The following is a 17,963-nucleotide window of genomic DNA, read 5'->3' on the forward strand; positions in this document are numbered from 1 at the left end:
GAGGGGTAGATTTCATGTTGCATCGTTATCTTCCAATGACAGAAGAAGACAAAAAAGAAATGTTACAAACGATCGGCGTTCAAACGATCGATGAATTATTTTCCGATATTCCAGAAAGTGTTCGTTTCATAGGGGATTTAAAGATTAAACAAGCGAAGTCAGAACCAGAACTTTTAAAAGAACTGTCTGAACTTTCTCGTAAAAATGCGAATTTAAAAGATTATGCTTCCTTCTTAGGAGCAGGTGTATACGATCATTATGCGCCAGTAATTGTTGATCATGTTCTTTCTCGTTCAGAATTTTATACAGCTTATACTCCATACCAACCGGAAATTTCACAAGGGGAATTACAAGCGATTTTTGAATTTCAAACAATGATTTGTGAATTAACAGGAATGGATGTAGCAAACTCCTCTATGTATGACGGAGGTACAGCGTTAGCAGAGGCGGCAATGCTAGCAGCTGGTCATACTCGCAAAAAGAAAATTCTTGTTTCTAAAGCAGTTCATCCGGAATCAAGAGCAGTACTTGAAACATATGCAAAAGGTCAACATCTTGAAGTTGTTGAAATTGATCATAAAGACGGTGTAACAGATTTAAATGTATTACAAAGTGAAGTAGATGATACAGTCGCTTGCGTAATCGTTCAATATCCAAACTTCTTTGGGCAAGTGGAGAAATTAGCTGATATTGAGAAAATCGTTCATCAGCAAAAATCATTATTTATCGTTTCTTCAAATCCGTTATCATTAGGTGCGTTAACACCACCAGGTAAATTTGGTGCTGATATTGTGATTGGTGATGCACAACCATTTGGTATCCCAACACAATTTGGTGGACCACACTGCGGTTATTTCGCAACAACGAAAGCATTTATGCGTAAAATTCCAGGGCGTCTTGTCGGACAAACTGTGGATTCAGATGGAAAACGCGGCTTCGTATTAACACTGCAGGCTCGTGAACAACACATTCGTCGTGATAAAGCGACATCCAATATTTGTTCAAATCAAGCATTAAACGCGTTAGCAGCGTCTGTTGCAATGACAGCACTTGGAAGACAAGGTGTGAAAGAAATGGCACGTCAAAATATTTCTAAAGCACAATATGCAAAACGTCAATTTGAAGCAAAAGGATTCACAGTAACATTTGCTGGACCATTCTTCAATGAATTTGTTGTAGATTGCAAACGTCCAGTACAAGAAGTAAATGATGCATTAGTACAAAAAAATATTATCGGTGGTTACGACTTAGGCCGTGATTATAAAGAATTAACAAATCATATGCTTCTAGCGGTAACAGAACTTCGTACAAAAGAAGAAATTGACACACTTGTAAACGAAATGGGGGCTATCCAATGAAGAACCAAGACCAAGCACTTATTTTTGAAGTGAGCAGAGAAGGACGCATAGGATATAGCTTACCCAAATTAGATGTAGAAGAAGTAAAATTAGAAGATGTGTTTGAGAGCGATTATATCCGTACTGAAGATGCTGAGCTTCCAGAAGTATCTGAACTTGATATTATGCGCCATTACACAGCACTTTCAAATCGTAATCACGGCGTTGATTCTGGATTCTATCCATTAGGATCTTGTACGATGAAGTACAATCCAAAAATCAACGAAAACGTGGCACGTTTCCCAGGCTTTGCACACATTCATCCACTTCAAGATGAAAAAACAGTGCAAGGTGCAATGGGATTAATGTACGACTTACAAGAACATTTAATCGAGATTACTGGTATGGATACTGTTACACTTCAACCAGCAGCTGGTGCACATGGGGAATGGACAGGGTTAATGTTAATCCGTGCATACCATGAAGCAAACGGTGACCATAACCGTACCAAAGTTATCGTTCCTGACTCCGCGCACGGAACAAACCCAGCATCTGCAACAGTAGCAGGATTTGAAACAATTACAGTAAAATCAAATGAGAATGGTCTTGTTGACTTAGAAGATTTAAAACGTGTTGTGAATGAAGAAACAGCCGCGCTTATGTTAACAAATCCAAATACACTTGGTTTATTTGAAGAAAATATTTTAGAAATGGCAGAAATCGTTCATAATGCAGGCGGTAAATTGTATTATGATGGTGCGAACTTAAATGCAGTATTAAGCCAAGCACGCCCTGGCGATATGGGATTTGACGTTGTGCATTTAAACCTTCATAAAACATTTACAGGTCCGCATGGCGGCGGTGGCCCAGGTTCTGGTCCAGTAGGTGTCAAAGCAGATTTAATCCCATTTTTACCAAAACCAATTTTAGAGAAAACAGAAAATGGTTATCACTTTAACTACGATCGTCCACAAGCAATTGGACGCGTGAAACCATTCTATGGAAACTTTGGTATTAACGTTCGTGCTTATACGTATATTCGTTCTATGGGTCCAGATGGTCTACGTGCAGTAACAGAATATGCTGTATTAAATGCAAACTATATGATGAGAAGATTAGCGCCGTTCTATGACCTTCCATTTGATAGACATTGTAAGCATGAATTTGTATTATCAGGTCGTCGTCAAAAGAAACTTGGTGTACGTACGCTAGATATCGCAAAACGTCTGCTTGATTTTGGCTACCATCCACCAACAATTTACTTCCCGTTAAATGTGGAAGAATGTATTATGATTGAGCCAACAGAAACAGAGTCAAAAGAAACATTAGACGGTTTCATCGATAAGATGATTCAAATCGCAAAAGAAGCAGAAGAAAATCCAGAAGTTGTACAAGAAGCACCACATACGACAGTAATTAAACGTCTAGACGAAACAATGGCTGCACGTAAACCAATTTTACGTTATCAAAAGCCAGCTCCTGTACAAGTTTGAGTAAATGTAAAATGAAAAGAACTCGTTATACGCGGGTTCTTTTTTTGTGGAGAAATTGTGCAGAGATTATGAAAATAATGTAAAATTTTTTTGTATTTTATGTAACAGTAGGGAAGGAAGGTGATTTTTAAGCTTTTTTGTTGAAAAAGTCGGTTTGATAAAATTTTGTATTTTTGTTAGAATTTTATTGAAATTAAGAGGATGTAATGAGGAGAGTAACTCATTTTTAAGTATATGTGAAAAAACGAACAATTTGGGGTGAGGGAATGGGCTATAAGTGTTATAGGATGGTGTATCATTTAGAAAACGGTAAAACGATTAAAGATATAAAGGAATTTTGTTATCGAGATCATGGGAAAATGTTAGAGCGTGTAGCACATCGTGTAATGGATAACGCAGAAGTGACAGCGATTGATAAACAGGGAACGATTATTTCAATAGCTTGTGATGACATTGTAAAGGTAGAACTCGATTATATAAAAGAAAGTTAACCTTGAGTCATATCAAATTATTCGATAAAATATACTGTTGAATGGTGAAGTGAGAAGAGAGGAGTTTATCATGGGTAGTACAAGACACTTTTATATGTTCGTTTTAGCTTTTGTGCTTGTTGTGGCATTAACGGTATATTTAATAGTTGATAGCAGCTGGTACAATGCAGTACATCCGGCATTTCTTATTTTTATGTATGTAGGAATTGCGGTTGTTAGCTTTGGGATGAGAGATGAAATGTTAGAGCGATTTGAGAAGTAATACATATACGGAAGACCAACAGGAAATTGTTGGTCTTTTTTTCTTGCCAAAAATAGGATGTTGTGTATATACTGTATATATATAGTATATACAGTATATACACAGTGGAGGAAAACATGAATATTATTATTTCAAATTCTTCCCCAGACCCTATTTATGAACAAATTAGTAAGCAATTGAGGCAGCTTATTTTAAATGGTGGTTTAAAGGGTGGAGATCAATTGCCGTCTATCCGTAGCTTAGCGAAAGAATTGCAAATTAGTGTAATTACGACGAAACGCGCGTATGAGGAACTTGAAAAGGAAGGGTACATTGAAACGGTTGCAGGGAAAGGAACGTATGTCTCCATGCAAAATAATGAGCTTATAAGGGAACAACGATTGCGTTTACTAGAAAGTAAAATAGAAGGGATTGTTAAAGAGAGTAAATTTTTGAAAATTTCACTTGGAGAGTTAGAGCAGATGATTGCGTTTCTATATAAGGGGGAATAAGGAACATGCTAGAGTTAAAAAATGTTTGTAAAAACTATAAAGATTTTTCAGTGAAAAATATAAGTTTTACATTGCCACGTGGATATATTATGGGATTTGTTGGGCCAAATGGTGCTGGCAAGAGTACAACGATTAAAATGATTATGAACTTAGTAAAACAAAATAGTGGGGATATTACGATTTTTGGAAAAGACAATCAAAAAGCGCAGAAGGAAATTAAACAAAATATTGGATTTGTATATGATGAAAATCACTACTATGAAGAGTTAACGTGTGAACAAATGAAGCGAATTATCGCACCATTATATAAAAAATGGGATGAAGAAAAATATCAATCATACATGGAGCGATTACAAGTCCCGAAAAACAAAAAGATTAAGCAGTTATCCAAAGGGATGAAAATGAAATTTGCGATCGCAATGGCATTATCACATCATGCAGAGCTCATTATTATGGATGAACCAACATCAGGGTTAGATCCTGTTGTTCGTAGTGAACTGCTCGATATGCTGCAAGAAATTGTAATGGAAGAAGAAATATCGGTATTATTTTCGACACATATCACAACAGACTTAGAGCGCATTGCGGATTATATTACGTTCATAAACGAAGGAGAAATTGTCTTTACTGGTGAGAAGGATGAGATATTAGAAAATCACGTAATTGTAAAAGGCAGCAACGACTTATTAGAATTAGATCCAGAAGGAAAAAAACTCTTTATTGGTTTACGGAAAAATAAATTTGGCTTTGAAGGGTTGGCGAAAGATAAGCAAGCGATTGAAGATTGGTTTGGACAAGAGGTTGTGTTGGAAAAACCGAATTTGGATGAAATTGTTGTTTATACAGCGAAGGGGAGAAAAGTCAATGCGTCAGCTCATATTTAAAGAGTTATATATGCAGCGTGGTCTAGTTGTTATATATATCATTTTATCAGGTTTTGCTTTCGGTTTTGATATGAAATCACAAAATGGCTTTTTAATCAGTTGTATACTTCTTTCTATCTTTGCGATGTCTACGTCATTGCGTATTGATGAGAGAAATAATAGCGATCGGATATTAAACAGTCTACCTTTATTACGTAAACATGTAGTAATTGCAAAATATATATCATTTATATTATTTATATTGATGAATATATGTATAACTGTTTTTGTGTCATTTGGTTTCTATGTAATAGGTCAATTAGATAGAATAGTAGCAGAATATTATCCTCTTTTTGGTGGTGCGGTACCATGGGAATTAGCAATAGTAGGTTTCGGAGTAACTTTATTATAGGCAATTTTAATACTTCCCATTGTATTTGCACTTGGAGGGAAAATAGCTACTTATGCTGCGATGATATTACCGATAATTATAATGATATTTAATAGACACATATTACCTCAAATTTTAAATGTATTAATGTTTGTACAACATATACTTGGAAATATGTCGACAGGGACTTTATGGGGAATAGGAATTTTCTTATTAGGTTTGTTAACTAGTATTTCTATCGGTGTATCAATTCAATGTTATCGAAGACGTGATTTGTAATGAGGAGGAAGAGAATACATGGGACAGCTTATATTGAAGGATATCTTTTTGCAAAGGCACATGTTCATTCTTTATTTTGTTACTTCCGTACTTATATTTGTTTCAATGGCACCAGAGCAAAATGGATTTGTTATTAGTTGTATGACATTAGGGGTTATGGGGATTAGTGTTTCTATGTATATAGAAGAGCGAAATCAAAGTGAAAGTGTGCTTATTAGTTTACCTCTTTTACGTAGAGATATTGTTATAGCAAAGTATATATCCACTTTAATTTTTCTTAGCGTTTCCATTGCGATTACATATTTTATAGTTTTATGTGTAGGGCAGTTAAATAATTGGAAGGAAGGATTTTCGAATCGATTCTTGTAGATATTCCGTGGCATGTTGTTCTTACTGGTATACTTTGTCCCATTATTTTTTGTGCCTTTACACTTCCTGTGCAGTATTTGGTTAAATATCAGGTTGTCAGGGCATTATCTATACTTGTTATATTTCCAATCGTTATGATATGTGGAATGTTCGGAAATATTCCAGCTAAAAAAGTAGGACCGTTATCAGAGTGGATAACAAATTCGGATCGGCTAATTAGTTTACTGGTTATTATAGTTGGCGTAATAAGTTTATATCTGTGCTCTTTGTTTTTTTCGATTAAGCTGTTTCAGGATAAAGATTTATAAAATGAGTGAATCATTTAAACCAGGGGGTAAGTAGTACGATGAGACAACTCATACTCAAAGACTTTGTTGTACAATGGAAGTTTTTAATTTGGTATTTATTGTATCCTCTTTTGCTATTTGTCATCAGTAAAGATAGTCGAAGTGTATTTACAGCTATCATTATTATCATTCCAATATTGGCTGTCATGACAACATTTTATAATGATGAGAAAAATGGTAGTGAGAAAATATTAAATAGCTTACCAGTGACTCGAAAGCAAATTGTATTACCAAAGTATGTGTTTATATTTTTAATCCTTATAATGAGCGTTGTAGTTTCAAGTTTGCTGGTTAGTATAGAGTTTGGATTGCAAGGAATCAATTTTATAAAATCTATGGTAGTTAGTAGTATAGGCATTGTCATAATTTATTTAAGTTTTGCAATTCCAATTCACTTCATATTTGGGTATCGAAAAGGTAGATTTATCACATTTATTATATTGCTAGTACCAGTATTAATCGGAGAACTTTTCTTTAAAGTAAACATTGAAAAAACAATACTTCAGTCTAGCGTATTATTGTCAATTTGTGCAATATGTTTATTATTTATCTCGATTCTTGTTTGTACGAAATTGTATGAACAAAGAGATTTATAGAAAAGAGGAGAGAAGATGATTATGAAAATCATGGGTATTTTGTTCATAATTGCTGGACTTTTCCTTATCATCGGAACTGGAATCGGAACAACATTCCGTGTTATTCCTTCATCTATTTCAGTACCTACATGTCTATTGTTCGGAACGGTTTTTGTAACAACAGGAAGTATCATTAGAAAAAAGGAAAAGCGCACAATATAAAAGGTGTCTCATCACAAGACACCTTTTCAATAGGGAAAATAACAAAGGAGTAACTTATAAACTAAAACGGTACTTGGCATCTCTTTTGGTGCATGTAAGATTAGGCTGAAACATATTACAAAGAAAAGAAATAAGAAGAATAACAATAGGATATGTTTATGTATGGAATTTTGCATGTAACCAGCTCCTTGGGGATAGTATGTCCCGCAAGTTTAGAAATATGAATAGATTTCAAAAAAGTGGGAGGGGTATGAAATGATGAGAAATCGTACATTAGTAGGAAAAATACTAATTGGAATGGGATTAATTTTGTTTAATTTAGGTCTTATACTACTTGGGTTTTACTCAGATATGAATTTATTTGAACGCACGAATAAAGAAATTGGCACAGGTGTCTTTATTCTTGGTGTACTGTGTCTTATAGCATCCAATTTCTTTAAGTTACCAAGAAATAAGAATTATTAAGTAAAAAAGACAGTTACTTCATTTTTCAGAAGAACTGTCCTTTTTACTTAATTTGCTCCAAATCTTGGCGATACTCCAAATGATAATAATTACAATGGACGCGATAATCGACCAAACGATGGATACAACTTCAAGTGCCATGTTTGGAAGGAATGTAAGAACAGAAATAACTTTATGGAATAGCCATTCTATCATATGAAAGCTTATTTGCAGTAGAATAACGATTCCAATCAGAATTCCTGTCAGAAGCTGTTTCCCTTTTTCTTTCCACATGACATTCACCTCACGTTAGCTCATTAATTTTAAGCCAACTGCACCGCACAAAATGCAGCTTAAGAAGGCAAGACGACGCCAATCAGCTGATTCGTGGAAGATAAGAATACCTAAAAGTGCACTTCCGGCAGTTCCGATTCCAGTCCAAATCGCGTAAGCTGTTCCCATCGGTAATGAGTCCATTGCAAGTGATAAGAAGAAAAAGCTGACGCCAAAGTTGGCGATTAAAATAAGCTTTGGTGTCCACCCTTTCTTTTCAGTGGCTACTTTCATAAACAGTACACCAACAATTTCACAAATACCAGCAATAATTAAAAATACCCATGCCATTTTATGCAGCCTCCTTCTCTTCTTGTTCACCTGTTACTCGTTTTAATCCAATAACGCCAAAGAAGATTAAACCGATAAATAAGATTTTTGTAATGGAAAAAGGTTCTCCGAAAATGAAGATTTCTGTAAGAACGATTCCACCAGCTCCGATTCCTGTAAAGACCGCATATACAGTTCCAACAGGTAGATCTTTATAAGCTTTAAATAATAGGACGAAACTAATTACGATTATAAGAGCAACACCAATCCATTCAAGAGGTGTTGTAGCGTGCTTTAGTCCAATCACCCAAAAAATTTCAATAATGCCAGCTAAAATTACATAAATCCATGCCATATATCATTTCTCCTTCCTACCAGTCGTTAGGTAAAGGGCTGAAAAACGACGCATTGCAAAGTAAGCAATCCGTCATTTTGAAAGGCCACGCCAAAATACTTTCCAAGAGGCGTTTAAGCGGGTCTCAAAGCGATTTAAACCTGCGTATAATAATTCAACCATCAGACCATCAAGTAAGCATAAATAAGCCTCTAGAGCGTCTTTTATTTCAATGTTATGCAGTTCATCTTGTTCATTTGCCTGTTTGAATACAGGAAATAACAGCTCTCTAATATTTTCAATGTGAACATTCGCTTTTTCAATAATTTGTTCGCGAAATGCATCAGGTGGAAAATAAGAAGTACGTAACCAAAACATTGACTCCTCACTTTCACCAAATCGTTTTGCATAACTTTTTAACAGATTTACGAGCAATGCTTCAGTAGACGATTTTGAAAAGTCTTTTATATCGTTTGTAAAGCTTTGTAAATCTTTTTGCAGGGCTGCTTCTAAGCAGATGAAATATAGTTCTTCTTTTCCCTTAAAGTGTGCGTAAATCGATGGTTTTTTAATCCCGACTTCTTGTGCAATATTTGCTAATGAAGTCCCTTCATAACCGTAGCGTGCGAAATGAGAAAGGGCTACAGCTTTAATGCGGTTTGCGGTCATTTTTTACCCCCTACCTACCGTTCGTTAGGTTAATTTTAATAGATAATCAAAATAAAGTCAATAAGTCAGATGATGAAAAAGAGTGCCAAATGCAGCAGGCACTCTTTACACAGTTTTTCGTTCAATTAAACGGAAAGGAAGTTCTTCGGAGTTCCCTATGATTTGTTCACTAAGTATTTGTTTATGAAATAAAGAAAAGGCAAGAGTCCCCATTGTTAGTCCGGGGTGCTCAATTGTTGTAATTTCTAATGCCTCCGAAATCTCATGGTTATCAAAACCGAGGATTGCTAAATCTTCTGGAACACGTATTCCGTTTTTCCTTGCTTCTGTTAATAAACCAGCGGCCACTTGGTCATTAGCAGCAAAAATAGCAGTTGGACGCTCTTTCATGTTTAACATGCTGTGTAAAACTTTTGCACCATCTTGCATCGTGTAGCATTGGTAAAACATCCAATCTGGTTGAAGTCTTTTTTTGACAGTATGGAAAACATCAGAAAAAGCCTTTTCACGCTGCTTTGTATTTACACTTTTTTGTCTTGCTAAACAAACGCCAATTCGCTCATGACCTTTACTTAGTAAATATTCTGTACCAATGCGAAATCCTTCATAATGATCAACATACACGGATGAGATAAGCGGATGCGTCATTTTTTCACAAGAAATAATAGGAGCAAATTTTGCAAATGGCTCAATTTGTTCCCAAGAGCTTGTTCTGGAGCAGATGATCATGCCGTCAAACTGTTTCATTTTCATCATTTCTAGAACTCGAAGTTCTTCCTTGCTATCGTAGTTTGTTTGGCAAAGATTAATGTGGTAGCCCGCAGTTAACGCTTCATTTCCAATCCCTTCAATAATTGTACTGAAGTAGGGTAAATTGATAAAAGGAAGCATGACACCGATTGTGAAAGTCTTACCCTTTATTAAATGTACTGCATTTATATTTTTTGCATAATTTAATTCTTCAATAGCGTCTAAAACACGTTTTCGCTTTTCATCGCTCACATATGGATGATCGTTTAATACGCGTGAAACTGTCGTTATCGATACTCCCGCAGTTTTCGCAATTTGTTTTATATTTGCCATATGTTTCACCTCTCACTTAATTATAAAGGGAAATGGGCAGGAATGGAAAATTACTTAAAAATGCTTGACCTGAAAAGCTTTTCATAATCTATTTTATAAACAAAGCTTTTCACTATTCGCGTAACCTTACTTTAGGGCGTAAGAGTAGTGAAAAGTCTTTTTTTGTCTGAAAAGATACTACATGTCAAAATGTGTGAGATAAACGAGGAAAGTTTTCAAAGGGAGAGTGGACAAGTGAAGCGAATATGAACAACATATTAACGCTTTGTTCGTAGAGAGAGCGGTATGAAAGGCGGAAACAAATTGAAAAAAAGAATCATTTGTTTCGTGTTTTCTAGTATTTTGCTTAGCTCATGTTCATTCCAACAAACGACGAAAGAAGAAAAACAATTTGTGGGAAATGCGGATGGAGCTGTGGATCGTGTATCTGGTCCTGTTTCGTTAAAGAATGCAAAAAAATATTTTCCGGAATCATTTAAAGCTCCGACGTATTTACCGTACGATGTTATAGGTGATGTAAAGGGAGAAGTAAGAACAATTGGGAAGAAGAACGCTGTCTTGACGATAAAATATAAACAACAAGAAAAAGGAAGAAAAGATTATGTAGAATTAACAGTTGCTAATTTTTCCTATAGTTTTCCTTATATTGTGGAACAAAATCGATTTCATGAAAAAATGAAATTGGATAATGGTTCAGCTGCCTATTTTAAAAATAGGGATGAGTTTGAACAGGGAGAAGAATTTGCGACGCTCATATGGAAAGAGAAAGGATTAGAGTATCAATTGTTGTACCGTAATGTAGAATCAAGAAATGAAGAAGTAGTAAAACAAAACTTATTGTATATTGCGAACAACATGGAAGAAAAGAACTAGCTGATGAGTCACGCTAGTTCTTTAAAATATTATTTCTTTTTAATTTTGCCTGTCCAAGATTTAAATCCACCTTGTAGTTGGTAGAAATCTTTGTAACCTTGTTTTTTTAGATATTGAGCTGCACGTCCTGTACGGAATCCACTTTGGCAGTATAAATAGACAGGTTGGTCTTTACGTAGCTCTTTGTAACGCATACGGATTTGTGATAATGGAATGTTACGAGCACCTAAAATATGACCAGCGTTAAATTCATCTGCTTCACGAATATCGATAAGCTGTGCTTTACGGTAGCCAGCGCGAAATTCTTCTTCTGAAAGTGTTTTAATTAATCTTTTCTGATAGAAAAACATCCATACAGAGTAGCCGATGAATGCTAGAACTACGGCTAGTATAATAATTAAATTTGTTGACACGATTCTATCGCTCCCTTTTTTCTTATCCTACTTTCAATATTATAATGCCCATATGTATTTATGCAACAGGTTCGTTCGGTGAGAAGAAGAAATTTCGTATTCTTTCACAAATTTTGTCGAATTTGTTAGACTAGAGATTGTGAAAAATAATTGGTTATATGAGGTGCAGGATGGGAAAAGAAAAATGGTGTTATATTAACTCTGGTCAATGTTCACCGGCATTTAATATGGCGTTAGATGAATGTTTGTTAAATTGGCAAAGCGAAAAGAAAATGCCACCAACAATTCGTTTTTATGAATGGGAAGTGCCAACATTAACAGTGGGGTATTTTCAGCGTGTAGAAAAAGATATCAATATGGATGTAGTAAATGAGAAGAAATATGGATTTGTTCGCCGTCAAACAGGTGGTAGAGGCGTATTGCACGATAAGGAATTAACGTACAGTGTTATTGTCTCTGAAGATCATCCGAATATGCCTAAAACAGTTACAGAAGCGTATCGCGTAATTTCGCAAGGGTTATTGGAAGGTTTTAAGGCACTAGGATTAGAAGCGTACTATGCGGTTCCAAAAACAGAAGCGGATCGTGAGAACTTAAAAAATCCACGTTCAGGTGTATGCTTTGATGCACCATCTTGGTATGAAATTGTTGTAGAAGGTAGAAAAATTGCTGGGAGCGCTCAAACGCGTCAAAAAGGTGTTATTCTGCAGCATGGATCCATTCCATTAGAAATCGACTTAGATGAACTGTATGATTTATTCTTATTTCCAAATGAACGTGTGAAAGAACGTATGAAGAGTATGTTTTCTTCTAAAGCGGTCGCAATTAATGAATTAACAGACCGTACATTTACAATTGAACAGTTGATTGAAGCGTTCCAAGTTGGATTTGAAAAAGGTTTAGATGTGGAGTTAGTTCCGTATAAACTAACAGAAGAACAGCTCCAGGAAGTGCAAACATTAGCGAAAGAAAAGTATGAAAGTACTGAATGGAATTATAAAAAATAAGGAGATGGCATTTGCCATCTCCTTATTTTTATAGTAAATTTAGTACTTTTTCTACTTTAATTCCTTTTTCTTGTAAGGAACGAAGGCGATTTACAACATCCATAATTTCTTTATCAAAAGTAACGCTAATACCTTGGCTTTGTAATTCTTCTTTTAAATTTTCAATAGAATCATCTATATCGATGCCAAGCTCGTAATCCTGACATACTTCAATTGTCTTTTTCACAAGCTTCACATAATTTTCTTGTAGTTTAGAATTTGCTTCAGCTGGAGCCGCTTGTTTTGGTTTGGTAGGCATAGCCGTAACCGTTTCTTGCTTTGCAACTGGAGTGGGTACTTCTTTTTTTACAGGTGCTGGAGTAGGTGCTGCTACAACTGTCTCTGAACGCACCGGCTTTGGTGCTGGTGCCGGAGTAGGCTTAGGGGTTACAACAACAGGTTCTTCAACACGTGTAACGGGTTTTGGAGCCGCTGTGACTACTTTAGGTGCCTTTTCTACCACTACTTCTTTTTTTGGAGCAGTTTCTACAGGTGTTACTTCCTGTTCAGCAGCTTCTTTATTTTCTTTACTCCACATAACGCGTTCGATTTGCAATGAAACATTGTTTTTGTTCATTGCTGTTAATGTAACTTTACCAACTTCGGCATTGCCAGTGAAATCGACAATTTTATAAATCACACTTTTGTTCCAATCTACGTTTCCGCTCAAAAATAATTCTTCGTTACATTTCGGCGTTAAGCCCTCGATTTTAATTTCTGCATTTACACCGTTCTCACTATATACCATAATTAGCGAAGCATTTACATCTTCGTCTGCTAACATTAGTTCACGTACCATTTTGCCGGTGCGTACTTGCGTTTTCTTCTTAAGTGACATCAAATTTCCCCTCTCAAAAATTCAGTAATAATAAAAAAATCGTATAACGAAAAATAATTGCTCACGAAGAAATATGATACCGATAATAAAAGCATTACGTCAACAATTAACTTTAATTATTTTGCATTTTTCTTATTTTCTTTATGAAATTTTTCAATTTGTAAAATTAGACAGAAGAAAAACAGCCTTTTGAAAGGCTGTTAAAAGTTTGCGTTTTTTATTATTGAGCTCTACCATATCTTGCGCTTTCATCCTCATCACTCTCCCTGTAATAAATTATTTACTGTCGTTGAAACCATCCCCCAGTTTTCTTTGAATTCTTCTAGCTGTTCAAACCCTTTATCCGTTACGTGATAATATTTTCGCTTTGGTCCAAGGCTTGAAGCTTTTAATGTACCAGCAATCAGTTTTTCTTTTTGCATTCGTAGTAAAAGGGGATATATGCTGCCTTCACTTACAAATGTAAAGCCATGTTTATTTAATTTCGTACTTAGCTCATATCCATACACTTCTTCTTGGGAAATGATGTATAAGATGCATCCTTCGAGTACACCCTTTAGCATTTGACTATGCATTCATTCACCACTTTCTAGTAACTTGTTGTGCAAGGTAGTTGTTGTTTGAATTATAACATTCAGTAACTTGCTACGCAAGTTACTAAGGTGGAAAACTTTAAACAGCGTTGTTAGTGTGCGTTTGCGCATACTAAAATGAAGGAGGTAATCGTATGAAGCCATTTATGCCAAAGCTTGTTTATTTTGAACCACAGGCACTCCAATATCCACTTGGAAAAGAGTTGTATAAGAAATTTACAGAGATGGGTCTAGAAATTCGAGAAACAACATCACATAATCAAATTCGCGATTTACCTGGAGAGAATGATTTGCAGAAATACCGGAATGCTAAAGCGACGCTTGTTGTTGGAGTAAGAAGGACACTGAAGTTTGACACATCTAAGCCATCAGCTGAATACGCAATTCCGCTTGCGACAGGTTGTATGGGACATTGTCATTATTGCTATCTGCAAACAACACTTGGTAGTAAGCCATATGTTCGTGTATATGTGAATTTGGATGAAATCTTTGAGAGAGCGAAACAATATATGGATGAACGAGCGCCAGATATTACACGGTTTGAAGCAGCGTGTACGTCGGATATCGTCGGAATCGATCATTTAACGCATGCCTTAAAGAAAACGATTGAATTTATTGGAAAGAATGAATATGGTCGTCTGCGTTTTGTGACTAAATACTCCCATGTTGACCATTTATTAGATGCAAAACATAATGGGAAAACGCGTTTTCGCTTCAGTGTTAATTCTCGTTATGTCATAAAAAACTTTGAACCGGGTACCTCATCATTTGAGGATCGAATTGCAGCTGCACGTAAAGTAGCGGGAGCGAATTATCCACTTGGTTTTATTGTTGCCCCGATTTATATGCATGAAAGTTGGGAAGAGGGGTATCGTGAATTATTTGAACGCCTTTCTGATGCGTTAAAAGATTTAACACTGCCAAATTTATCATTCGAATTGATTCAACATCGCTTTACCAAGCCAGCGAAGAAAGTAATAAAACAACGTTATCCGAATACGAAACTCGAAATGGATGAAGAGAAACGAAAATATAAATGGGGACGATATGGCATTGGAAAATATGTATATCAGAAAGATGATGCAGTAAGGTTAGAGGAAACAATGCGAGGGTATATTCACGAATATTTTCCGAATGCTGAAATTCAATATTTTACATAGAAGAATCTGTATATACATACAGATTCTTTTTATGTTTCATGTCTTTTGGCTTGCTTCCACCCTTGTCATGATATCCTTTCTGGTGTATCATTTTATTGATTGCTTAGTGCGGAAAACACAAAATGAAATTGGATGGAGGAAACCGATGCCTACCCCTAGTATGGAAGATTATATTGAACAAATTTATTTGTTAATTGATGAAAAGGGATATGCCCGCGTATCTGATATTGCTGAAGCGCTTAGTGTACATCCATCCTCTGTAACGAAAATGGTACAAAAGTTAGATAAAGATGAGTATCTAATTTATGAAAAATATAGAGGGCTTGTATTAACATCAAAAGGGAAAAAAATCGGGGAGCGTCTTGTATATCGTCATGAGTTACTAGAACAATTTATGCGTATCATTGGTGTGGATGAAAGTAAGATTTATAATGATGTAGAAGGAATTGAACATCATTTAAGTTGGGAAGCTATTGACCGCATTGGTGATTTAGTACAATATTTTGAACAAGATGAACTTCGAATTGAAACACTTCGCGGTGTTCAAAAAGCAAATGAAGAGCAGGGAAAGTAAAGGGAACGAGATGCGTTTCCTTTTTTGTTTGTAAAAAAGAAAGACCGCATTTCCTAAAAGGAAGCGCGGTCTTTCTTTTTATTTTTTTTACCTTCAATCACGGTTAAATGAGACTGTTTTCGTTTCTTTTTTAACAATGATGAATTGCCTTTTTTAACTTTGTCATCGGAAGCATTTCGTTTTAATAAAGAATTGCTTAGGGGTGCTACATTTTGTTTTCCGTATTTTCGGTTCGATTGTTTCGCAGCACGCTTATAAGAGTTTTGCGAATTGGCTGAACCGCTGGAGCTTGTAAACATTTTATATAACAAATAAAACACACCAACAACAAGTAACATAATGACAATGTTTTTTACCATACCATATGGATCTGTAATTGCAAATGATACGAGACCAAATATTGCTAACCCAATAATAAGCACGAATAAAGCGAACGTAAACGAACGACCGTTCATAGGGAACACCTCCTAAATAACATATATTAAAATTAGTATATTAGCGACAAGGGAAGGAGTTGAGTACCATTTTAAAAATTATTGTTGTTTTTCTTCTAAACGTAATAATTCTTCAAAGGATGCAATCGCAACTTCAACTTGATCATCTTCTGGTTCTTTTGTTGTTAATAGCTGAAGCCATAACCCTGGGTACCCTAAGGCGCGTAAGATCGGAATATCTCGTAATCGATTTGTAAATTGTAAGACTTCAAAAGAAATACCTAGAACAACTGGGATTAATAAAATTCGATTTACCACTCTGACCCAAAGAGGATCAGTTGGAACAAGAAAGTAGACAAACATTCCGATAATGACTGTAAATATAATAAAACTACTACCGCAACGATAATGGAGACGAGTTTGTTTTTGTACATTTGCTACTGTCAGCGGAAGATTGTTTTCGTAAGCGTTGATGACCTTATGTTCCGCACCGTGATATTGAAACACACGCTTAATGAGCGGAGTTAGCGACACAATATATATATAGCTCAGTAATAGGATGAGCTTAATGATGCTTTCGACAATAATTTGCCCGGTATGAGATGGGAAAATTGGTCGTGTCAATTCCGCTAAAAGTGCGGGAACTGCTGTGAAAATAATTTTGCCAAATATGAACGATAAGACTCCGACTGCGGCTACTCCTAATATCATTGTTAGCTTTGATTGTTCTTCTTTTTTGTTTGCAAGCTGTTCATCGTCTTTAGGATGAACATCAAATCGCTCCGAAGCAAAGTTTAAATGCTTTGCTCCATTAGCACTTGCATCAACGATAGCGGCGATACCACGTAGAAATGGAACTTTCTTTAGCGCAGATAATACTGTATTGCGCACGCGTGGTAATCGATAAAATTCGATTGATTTATCTTTACGACGAACCGCTGTAACAGTATATTCTCTACCACCAAACATAACTCCTTCTATGACCGCTTGCCCACCGTATATTTGTTTTGTCTCCTCTGCCATGTTAACACCAACCTGTATTTGTTTCTCTCTTATGTAGAAAAGAGGCAATTGCCACACTTGGTTCTGTCATTGTGAGATTTGACAATCACCGAGTTTCCTTTATTTTATCGACAAACACAAGCTGCTGACAAGGAAAATTGTTACGGAGGCCAGACATTTCTTCTTCTTTTTATAGACAAATTTCGCATGATTTAAACATGCTTCAAAATAGTTTCGGACATACTAGTAAGCGGAGGTGTTGATGTGAAGCAAGAACAATCAGGAATAAATAAATTTGTACAGATTGGTTTATTTGGTGGTTTTTTTTGGGGGAGTATATGGTATTTTCTTCATATTTTTTCATTTACGGAAGTTGGACCGAACTATTTGCTTTTACCATTTGCGCTTGGGAATTGGAAAGAAGGAGTTTGGGGAAATGTATTAGGCGTTGTCTGTGTAGGACTTCTTTCTGTTTTAGTGGCATTTCTCTATAAGGCCCTTTTCAAAAGATTCGAAGGGGTACTACCTGGGATACTTTATGGTCTCTTTTGGTGGACTATTTTATTTTTCGGGCTTGGTTCTATTGCGCCTATTATTAAGAATGCACTTCATTTACCGAAAGAAACAATTGTCACAACGATATGTATTTTTATTTTATATGGTGTATTTATCACATATTCTGTTTCGTTTGAAGCGAATAATGTGAATCTGGGGGAAGGGAGAGAGTAGACGAACTATTCAAACAAGTGGCTCCTGTGTTAAAATGTTGTATAGACA

At 35.7% G+C, this 17,963-nt stretch carries 28 protein-coding genes; 18 read left to right on the top strand and 10 right to left on the bottom strand.

From position 1 onward, the window contains the following. Nucleotides 1-14: 14 nt before the first annotated feature. The 13 genes from gcvPA to Y7E_RS0108535 all read left to right on the top strand — a co-directional run bounded on the left by gcvPA (nt 15) and on the right by Y7E_RS0108535 (nt 7,585). The gene (gene gcvPA, locus Y7E_RS0108485; protein ID WP_017150843.1) at nt 15-1,358 is read left to right on the top strand and encodes an aminomethyl-transferring glycine dehydrogenase subunit 1; all 1,344 of its coding nucleotides are present in this window, start codon (nt 15-17) and stop codon (nt 1,356-1,358) included. Further along, the gene (gcvPB, locus tag Y7E_RS0108490; RefSeq protein ID WP_017150844.1) at nt 1,355-2,830 is read left to right on the top strand and encodes an aminomethyl-transferring glycine dehydrogenase subunit 2; all 1,476 of its coding nucleotides are present in this window, start codon (nt 1,355-1,357) and stop codon (nt 2,828-2,830) included. The genes gcvPA and gcvPB overlap by 4 nt, the downstream gene beginning before the upstream one ends. 266 nt (nt 2,831-3,096) lie before the next feature. Beyond that, nucleotides 3,097-3,321 (top strand): DUF3929 family protein, encoded by a 225-nt coding sequence (locus Y7E_RS0108495; RefSeq protein WP_026049147.1) that lies wholly within the window; start codon nt 3,097-3,099, stop codon nt 3,319-3,321. Nucleotides 3,322-3,391: 70 nt separating this feature from the next. Further along, nucleotides 3,392-3,583 carry a hypothetical protein gene (locus Y7E_RS0108500; RefSeq protein ID WP_017150846.1) on the top strand — a complete coding sequence of 64 codons (192 nt, stop codon included), beginning with the start codon at nt 3,392-3,394 and terminating at the stop codon, nt 3,581-3,583. Between the two features lie 116 nt (nt 3,584-3,699). Further along, the gene (locus Y7E_RS0108505; protein ID WP_017150847.1) at nt 3,700-4,074 is read left to right on the top strand and encodes a GntR family transcriptional regulator; all 375 of its coding nucleotides are present in this window, start codon (nt 3,700-3,702) and stop codon (nt 4,072-4,074) included. A gap of 5 nt (nt 4,075-4,079) precedes the next feature. Then, nucleotides 4,080-4,958 (top strand): ABC transporter ATP-binding protein, encoded by an 879-nt coding sequence (locus Y7E_RS0108510; RefSeq protein WP_017150848.1) that lies wholly within the window; start codon nt 4,080-4,082, stop codon nt 4,956-4,958. Beyond that, nucleotides 4,939-5,349, top strand: coding sequence for an ABC-2 transporter permease (locus tag Y7E_RS0108515; protein ID WP_017150849.1), 411 nt, complete (start codon nt 4,939-4,941; stop codon nt 5,347-5,349). Before Y7E_RS0108510 ends, Y7E_RS0108515 begins: the two co-directional genes overlap by 20 nt. A 60-nt stretch (nt 5,350-5,409) precedes the next feature. Next, nucleotides 5,410-5,607, top strand: a complete 198-nt coding sequence (locus Y7E_RS34245) for a hypothetical protein (protein WP_237741360.1) — start codon at nt 5,410-5,412, stop codon at nt 5,605-5,607. Nucleotides 5,608-5,625: 18 nt separating this feature from the next. Next, on the top strand, nt 5,626-5,976 hold the full coding sequence (locus Y7E_RS0108520) for an ABC-2 transporter permease (RefSeq protein ID WP_017150850.1): 351 nt from the start codon (nt 5,626-5,628) through the stop codon (nt 5,974-5,976). Beyond that, the gene (locus Y7E_RS31530) at nt 5,943-6,284 is read left to right on the top strand and encodes an ABC-2 transporter permease (RefSeq protein WP_081584576.1); all 342 of its coding nucleotides are present in this window, start codon (nt 5,943-5,945) and stop codon (nt 6,282-6,284) included. Before Y7E_RS0108520 ends, Y7E_RS31530 begins: the two co-directional genes overlap by 34 nt. Nucleotides 6,285-6,322: 38 nt before the next feature. Beyond that, nucleotides 6,323-6,919: an ABC-2 transporter permease gene (locus Y7E_RS0108525; RefSeq protein ID WP_017150851.1), complete on the top strand. Its 597-nt coding sequence runs from the start codon at nt 6,323-6,325 to the stop codon at nt 6,917-6,919. Nucleotides 6,920-6,934: 15 nt separating this feature from the next. Next, complete coding sequence (locus Y7E_RS0108530; protein WP_017150852.1) at nt 6,935-7,120, top strand: hypothetical protein; 186 nt, start codon at nt 6,935-6,937, stop codon at nt 7,118-7,120. Between the two features lie 255 nt (nt 7,121-7,375). Then, nucleotides 7,376-7,585, top strand: a complete 210-nt coding sequence (locus tag Y7E_RS0108535) for a hypothetical protein (RefSeq protein ID WP_017150853.1) — start codon at nt 7,376-7,378, stop codon at nt 7,583-7,585. 18 nt (nt 7,586-7,603) lie between these two features. On the opposite strand, the gene Y7E_RS0108540 is transcribed toward Y7E_RS0108535, so the two are convergent. The 5 genes from Y7E_RS0108540 to Y7E_RS0108560 form a co-directional block, all read right to left on the bottom strand. Next, nucleotides 7,604-7,858, bottom strand: coding sequence for a DUF3975 family protein (locus Y7E_RS0108540; protein ID WP_017150854.1), 255 nt, complete (start codon nt 7,856-7,858; stop codon nt 7,604-7,606). A gap of 15 nt (nt 7,859-7,873) precedes the next feature. Next, nucleotides 7,874-8,188, bottom strand: coding sequence for a DMT family transporter (locus Y7E_RS0108545; protein WP_017150855.1), 315 nt, complete (start codon nt 8,186-8,188; stop codon nt 7,874-7,876). A 1-nt stretch (nt 8,189) separates the two neighbouring features. After that, nucleotides 8,190-8,522 carry a DMT family transporter gene (locus tag Y7E_RS0108550; protein WP_017150856.1) on the bottom strand — a complete coding sequence of 111 codons (333 nt, stop codon included), beginning with the start codon at nt 8,520-8,522 and terminating at the stop codon, nt 8,190-8,192. Between the two features lie 72 nt (nt 8,523-8,594). Beyond that, entirely contained in the window at nt 8,595-9,170 is a 576-nt protein-coding gene (locus Y7E_RS0108555) for a TetR/AcrR family transcriptional regulator (protein ID WP_017150857.1), read from the bottom strand. 105 nt (nt 9,171-9,275) lie between these two features. Further along, the gene (locus Y7E_RS0108560) at nt 9,276-10,253 is read right to left on the bottom strand and encodes a LacI family DNA-binding transcriptional regulator (RefSeq protein WP_017150858.1); all 978 of its coding nucleotides are present in this window, start codon (nt 10,251-10,253) and stop codon (nt 9,276-9,278) included. 327 nt (nt 10,254-10,580) lie between these two features. Between Y7E_RS0108560 and Y7E_RS0108565 the strand changes: the two genes are divergently transcribed. Then, nucleotides 10,581-11,126, top strand: coding sequence for a hypothetical protein (locus Y7E_RS0108565; protein ID WP_034278349.1), 546 nt, complete (start codon nt 10,581-10,583; stop codon nt 11,124-11,126). A gap of 29 nt (nt 11,127-11,155) precedes the next feature. Here the strand turns inward: Y7E_RS0108565 and Y7E_RS0108570 are convergent, their stop codons facing one another. Further along, on the bottom strand, nt 11,156-11,539 hold the full coding sequence (locus Y7E_RS0108570; RefSeq protein WP_017150860.1) for a rhodanese-like domain-containing protein: 384 nt from the start codon (nt 11,537-11,539) through the stop codon (nt 11,156-11,158). A gap of 170 nt (nt 11,540-11,709) precedes the next feature. Here Y7E_RS0108570 and Y7E_RS0108575 point away from each other — a divergent pair, with 170 nt between their 5' ends. Next, nucleotides 11,710-12,546, top strand: a complete 837-nt coding sequence (locus tag Y7E_RS0108575) for a lipoate--protein ligase family protein (protein WP_017150861.1) — start codon at nt 11,710-11,712, stop codon at nt 12,544-12,546. Between the two features lie 28 nt (nt 12,547-12,574). Here Y7E_RS0108575 and Y7E_RS0108580 read toward each other — a convergent pair whose 3' ends face one another. Both Y7E_RS0108580 and Y7E_RS0108590 read right to left on the bottom strand, forming a co-directional pair. Beyond that, nucleotides 12,575-13,423, bottom strand: a complete 849-nt coding sequence (locus Y7E_RS0108580; protein WP_017150862.1) for a hypothetical protein — start codon at nt 13,421-13,423, stop codon at nt 12,575-12,577. 257 nt (nt 13,424-13,680) lie between these two features. Beyond that, entirely contained in the window at nt 13,681-13,998 is a 318-nt protein-coding gene (locus Y7E_RS0108590) for a PadR family transcriptional regulator (RefSeq protein ID WP_017150864.1), read from the bottom strand. Between the two features lie 152 nt (nt 13,999-14,150). On the opposite strand from Y7E_RS0108590, the gene splB reads away from it, so the two are divergent. Then, the gene (gene splB / locus Y7E_RS0108595; protein WP_017150865.1) at nt 14,151-15,176 is read left to right on the top strand and encodes a spore photoproduct lyase; all 1,026 of its coding nucleotides are present in this window, start codon (nt 14,151-14,153) and stop codon (nt 15,174-15,176) included. A gap of 145 nt (nt 15,177-15,321) precedes the next feature. After that, on the top strand, nt 15,322-15,750 hold the full coding sequence (gene mntR, locus Y7E_RS0108600) for a transcriptional regulator MntR (protein ID WP_016116280.1): 429 nt from the start codon (nt 15,322-15,324) through the stop codon (nt 15,748-15,750). A gap of 53 nt (nt 15,751-15,803) precedes the next feature. Here mntR and Y7E_RS0108605 read toward each other — a convergent pair whose 3' ends face one another. Both Y7E_RS0108605 and Y7E_RS0108610 read right to left on the bottom strand, forming a co-directional pair. Continuing rightward, nucleotides 15,804-16,205 carry an SA1362 family protein gene (locus Y7E_RS0108605; RefSeq protein WP_017150866.1) on the bottom strand — a complete coding sequence of 134 codons (402 nt, stop codon included), beginning with the start codon at nt 16,203-16,205 and terminating at the stop codon, nt 15,804-15,806. Between the two features lie 78 nt (nt 16,206-16,283). Then, nucleotides 16,284-17,207, bottom strand: a complete 924-nt coding sequence (locus Y7E_RS0108610; RefSeq protein WP_017150867.1) for a DUF1385 domain-containing protein — start codon at nt 17,205-17,207, stop codon at nt 16,284-16,286. A gap of 243 nt (nt 17,208-17,450) precedes the next feature. Here Y7E_RS0108610 and Y7E_RS0108615 point away from each other — a divergent pair, with 243 nt between their 5' ends. Next, a complete protein-coding gene (locus Y7E_RS0108615; protein WP_017150868.1) occupies nt 17,451-17,915 on the top strand; it encodes a YqhR family membrane protein in 465 nt (154 codons plus the stop codon). Nucleotides 17,916-17,963 lie beyond the last annotated feature (48 nt).

It is taken from the genome of Bacillus bingmayongensis (genome assembly GCF_000299035.1).
Classification (GTDB): Bacteria; Bacillota; Bacilli; order Bacillales; family Bacillaceae_G; genus Bacillus_A; species Bacillus_A bingmayongensis.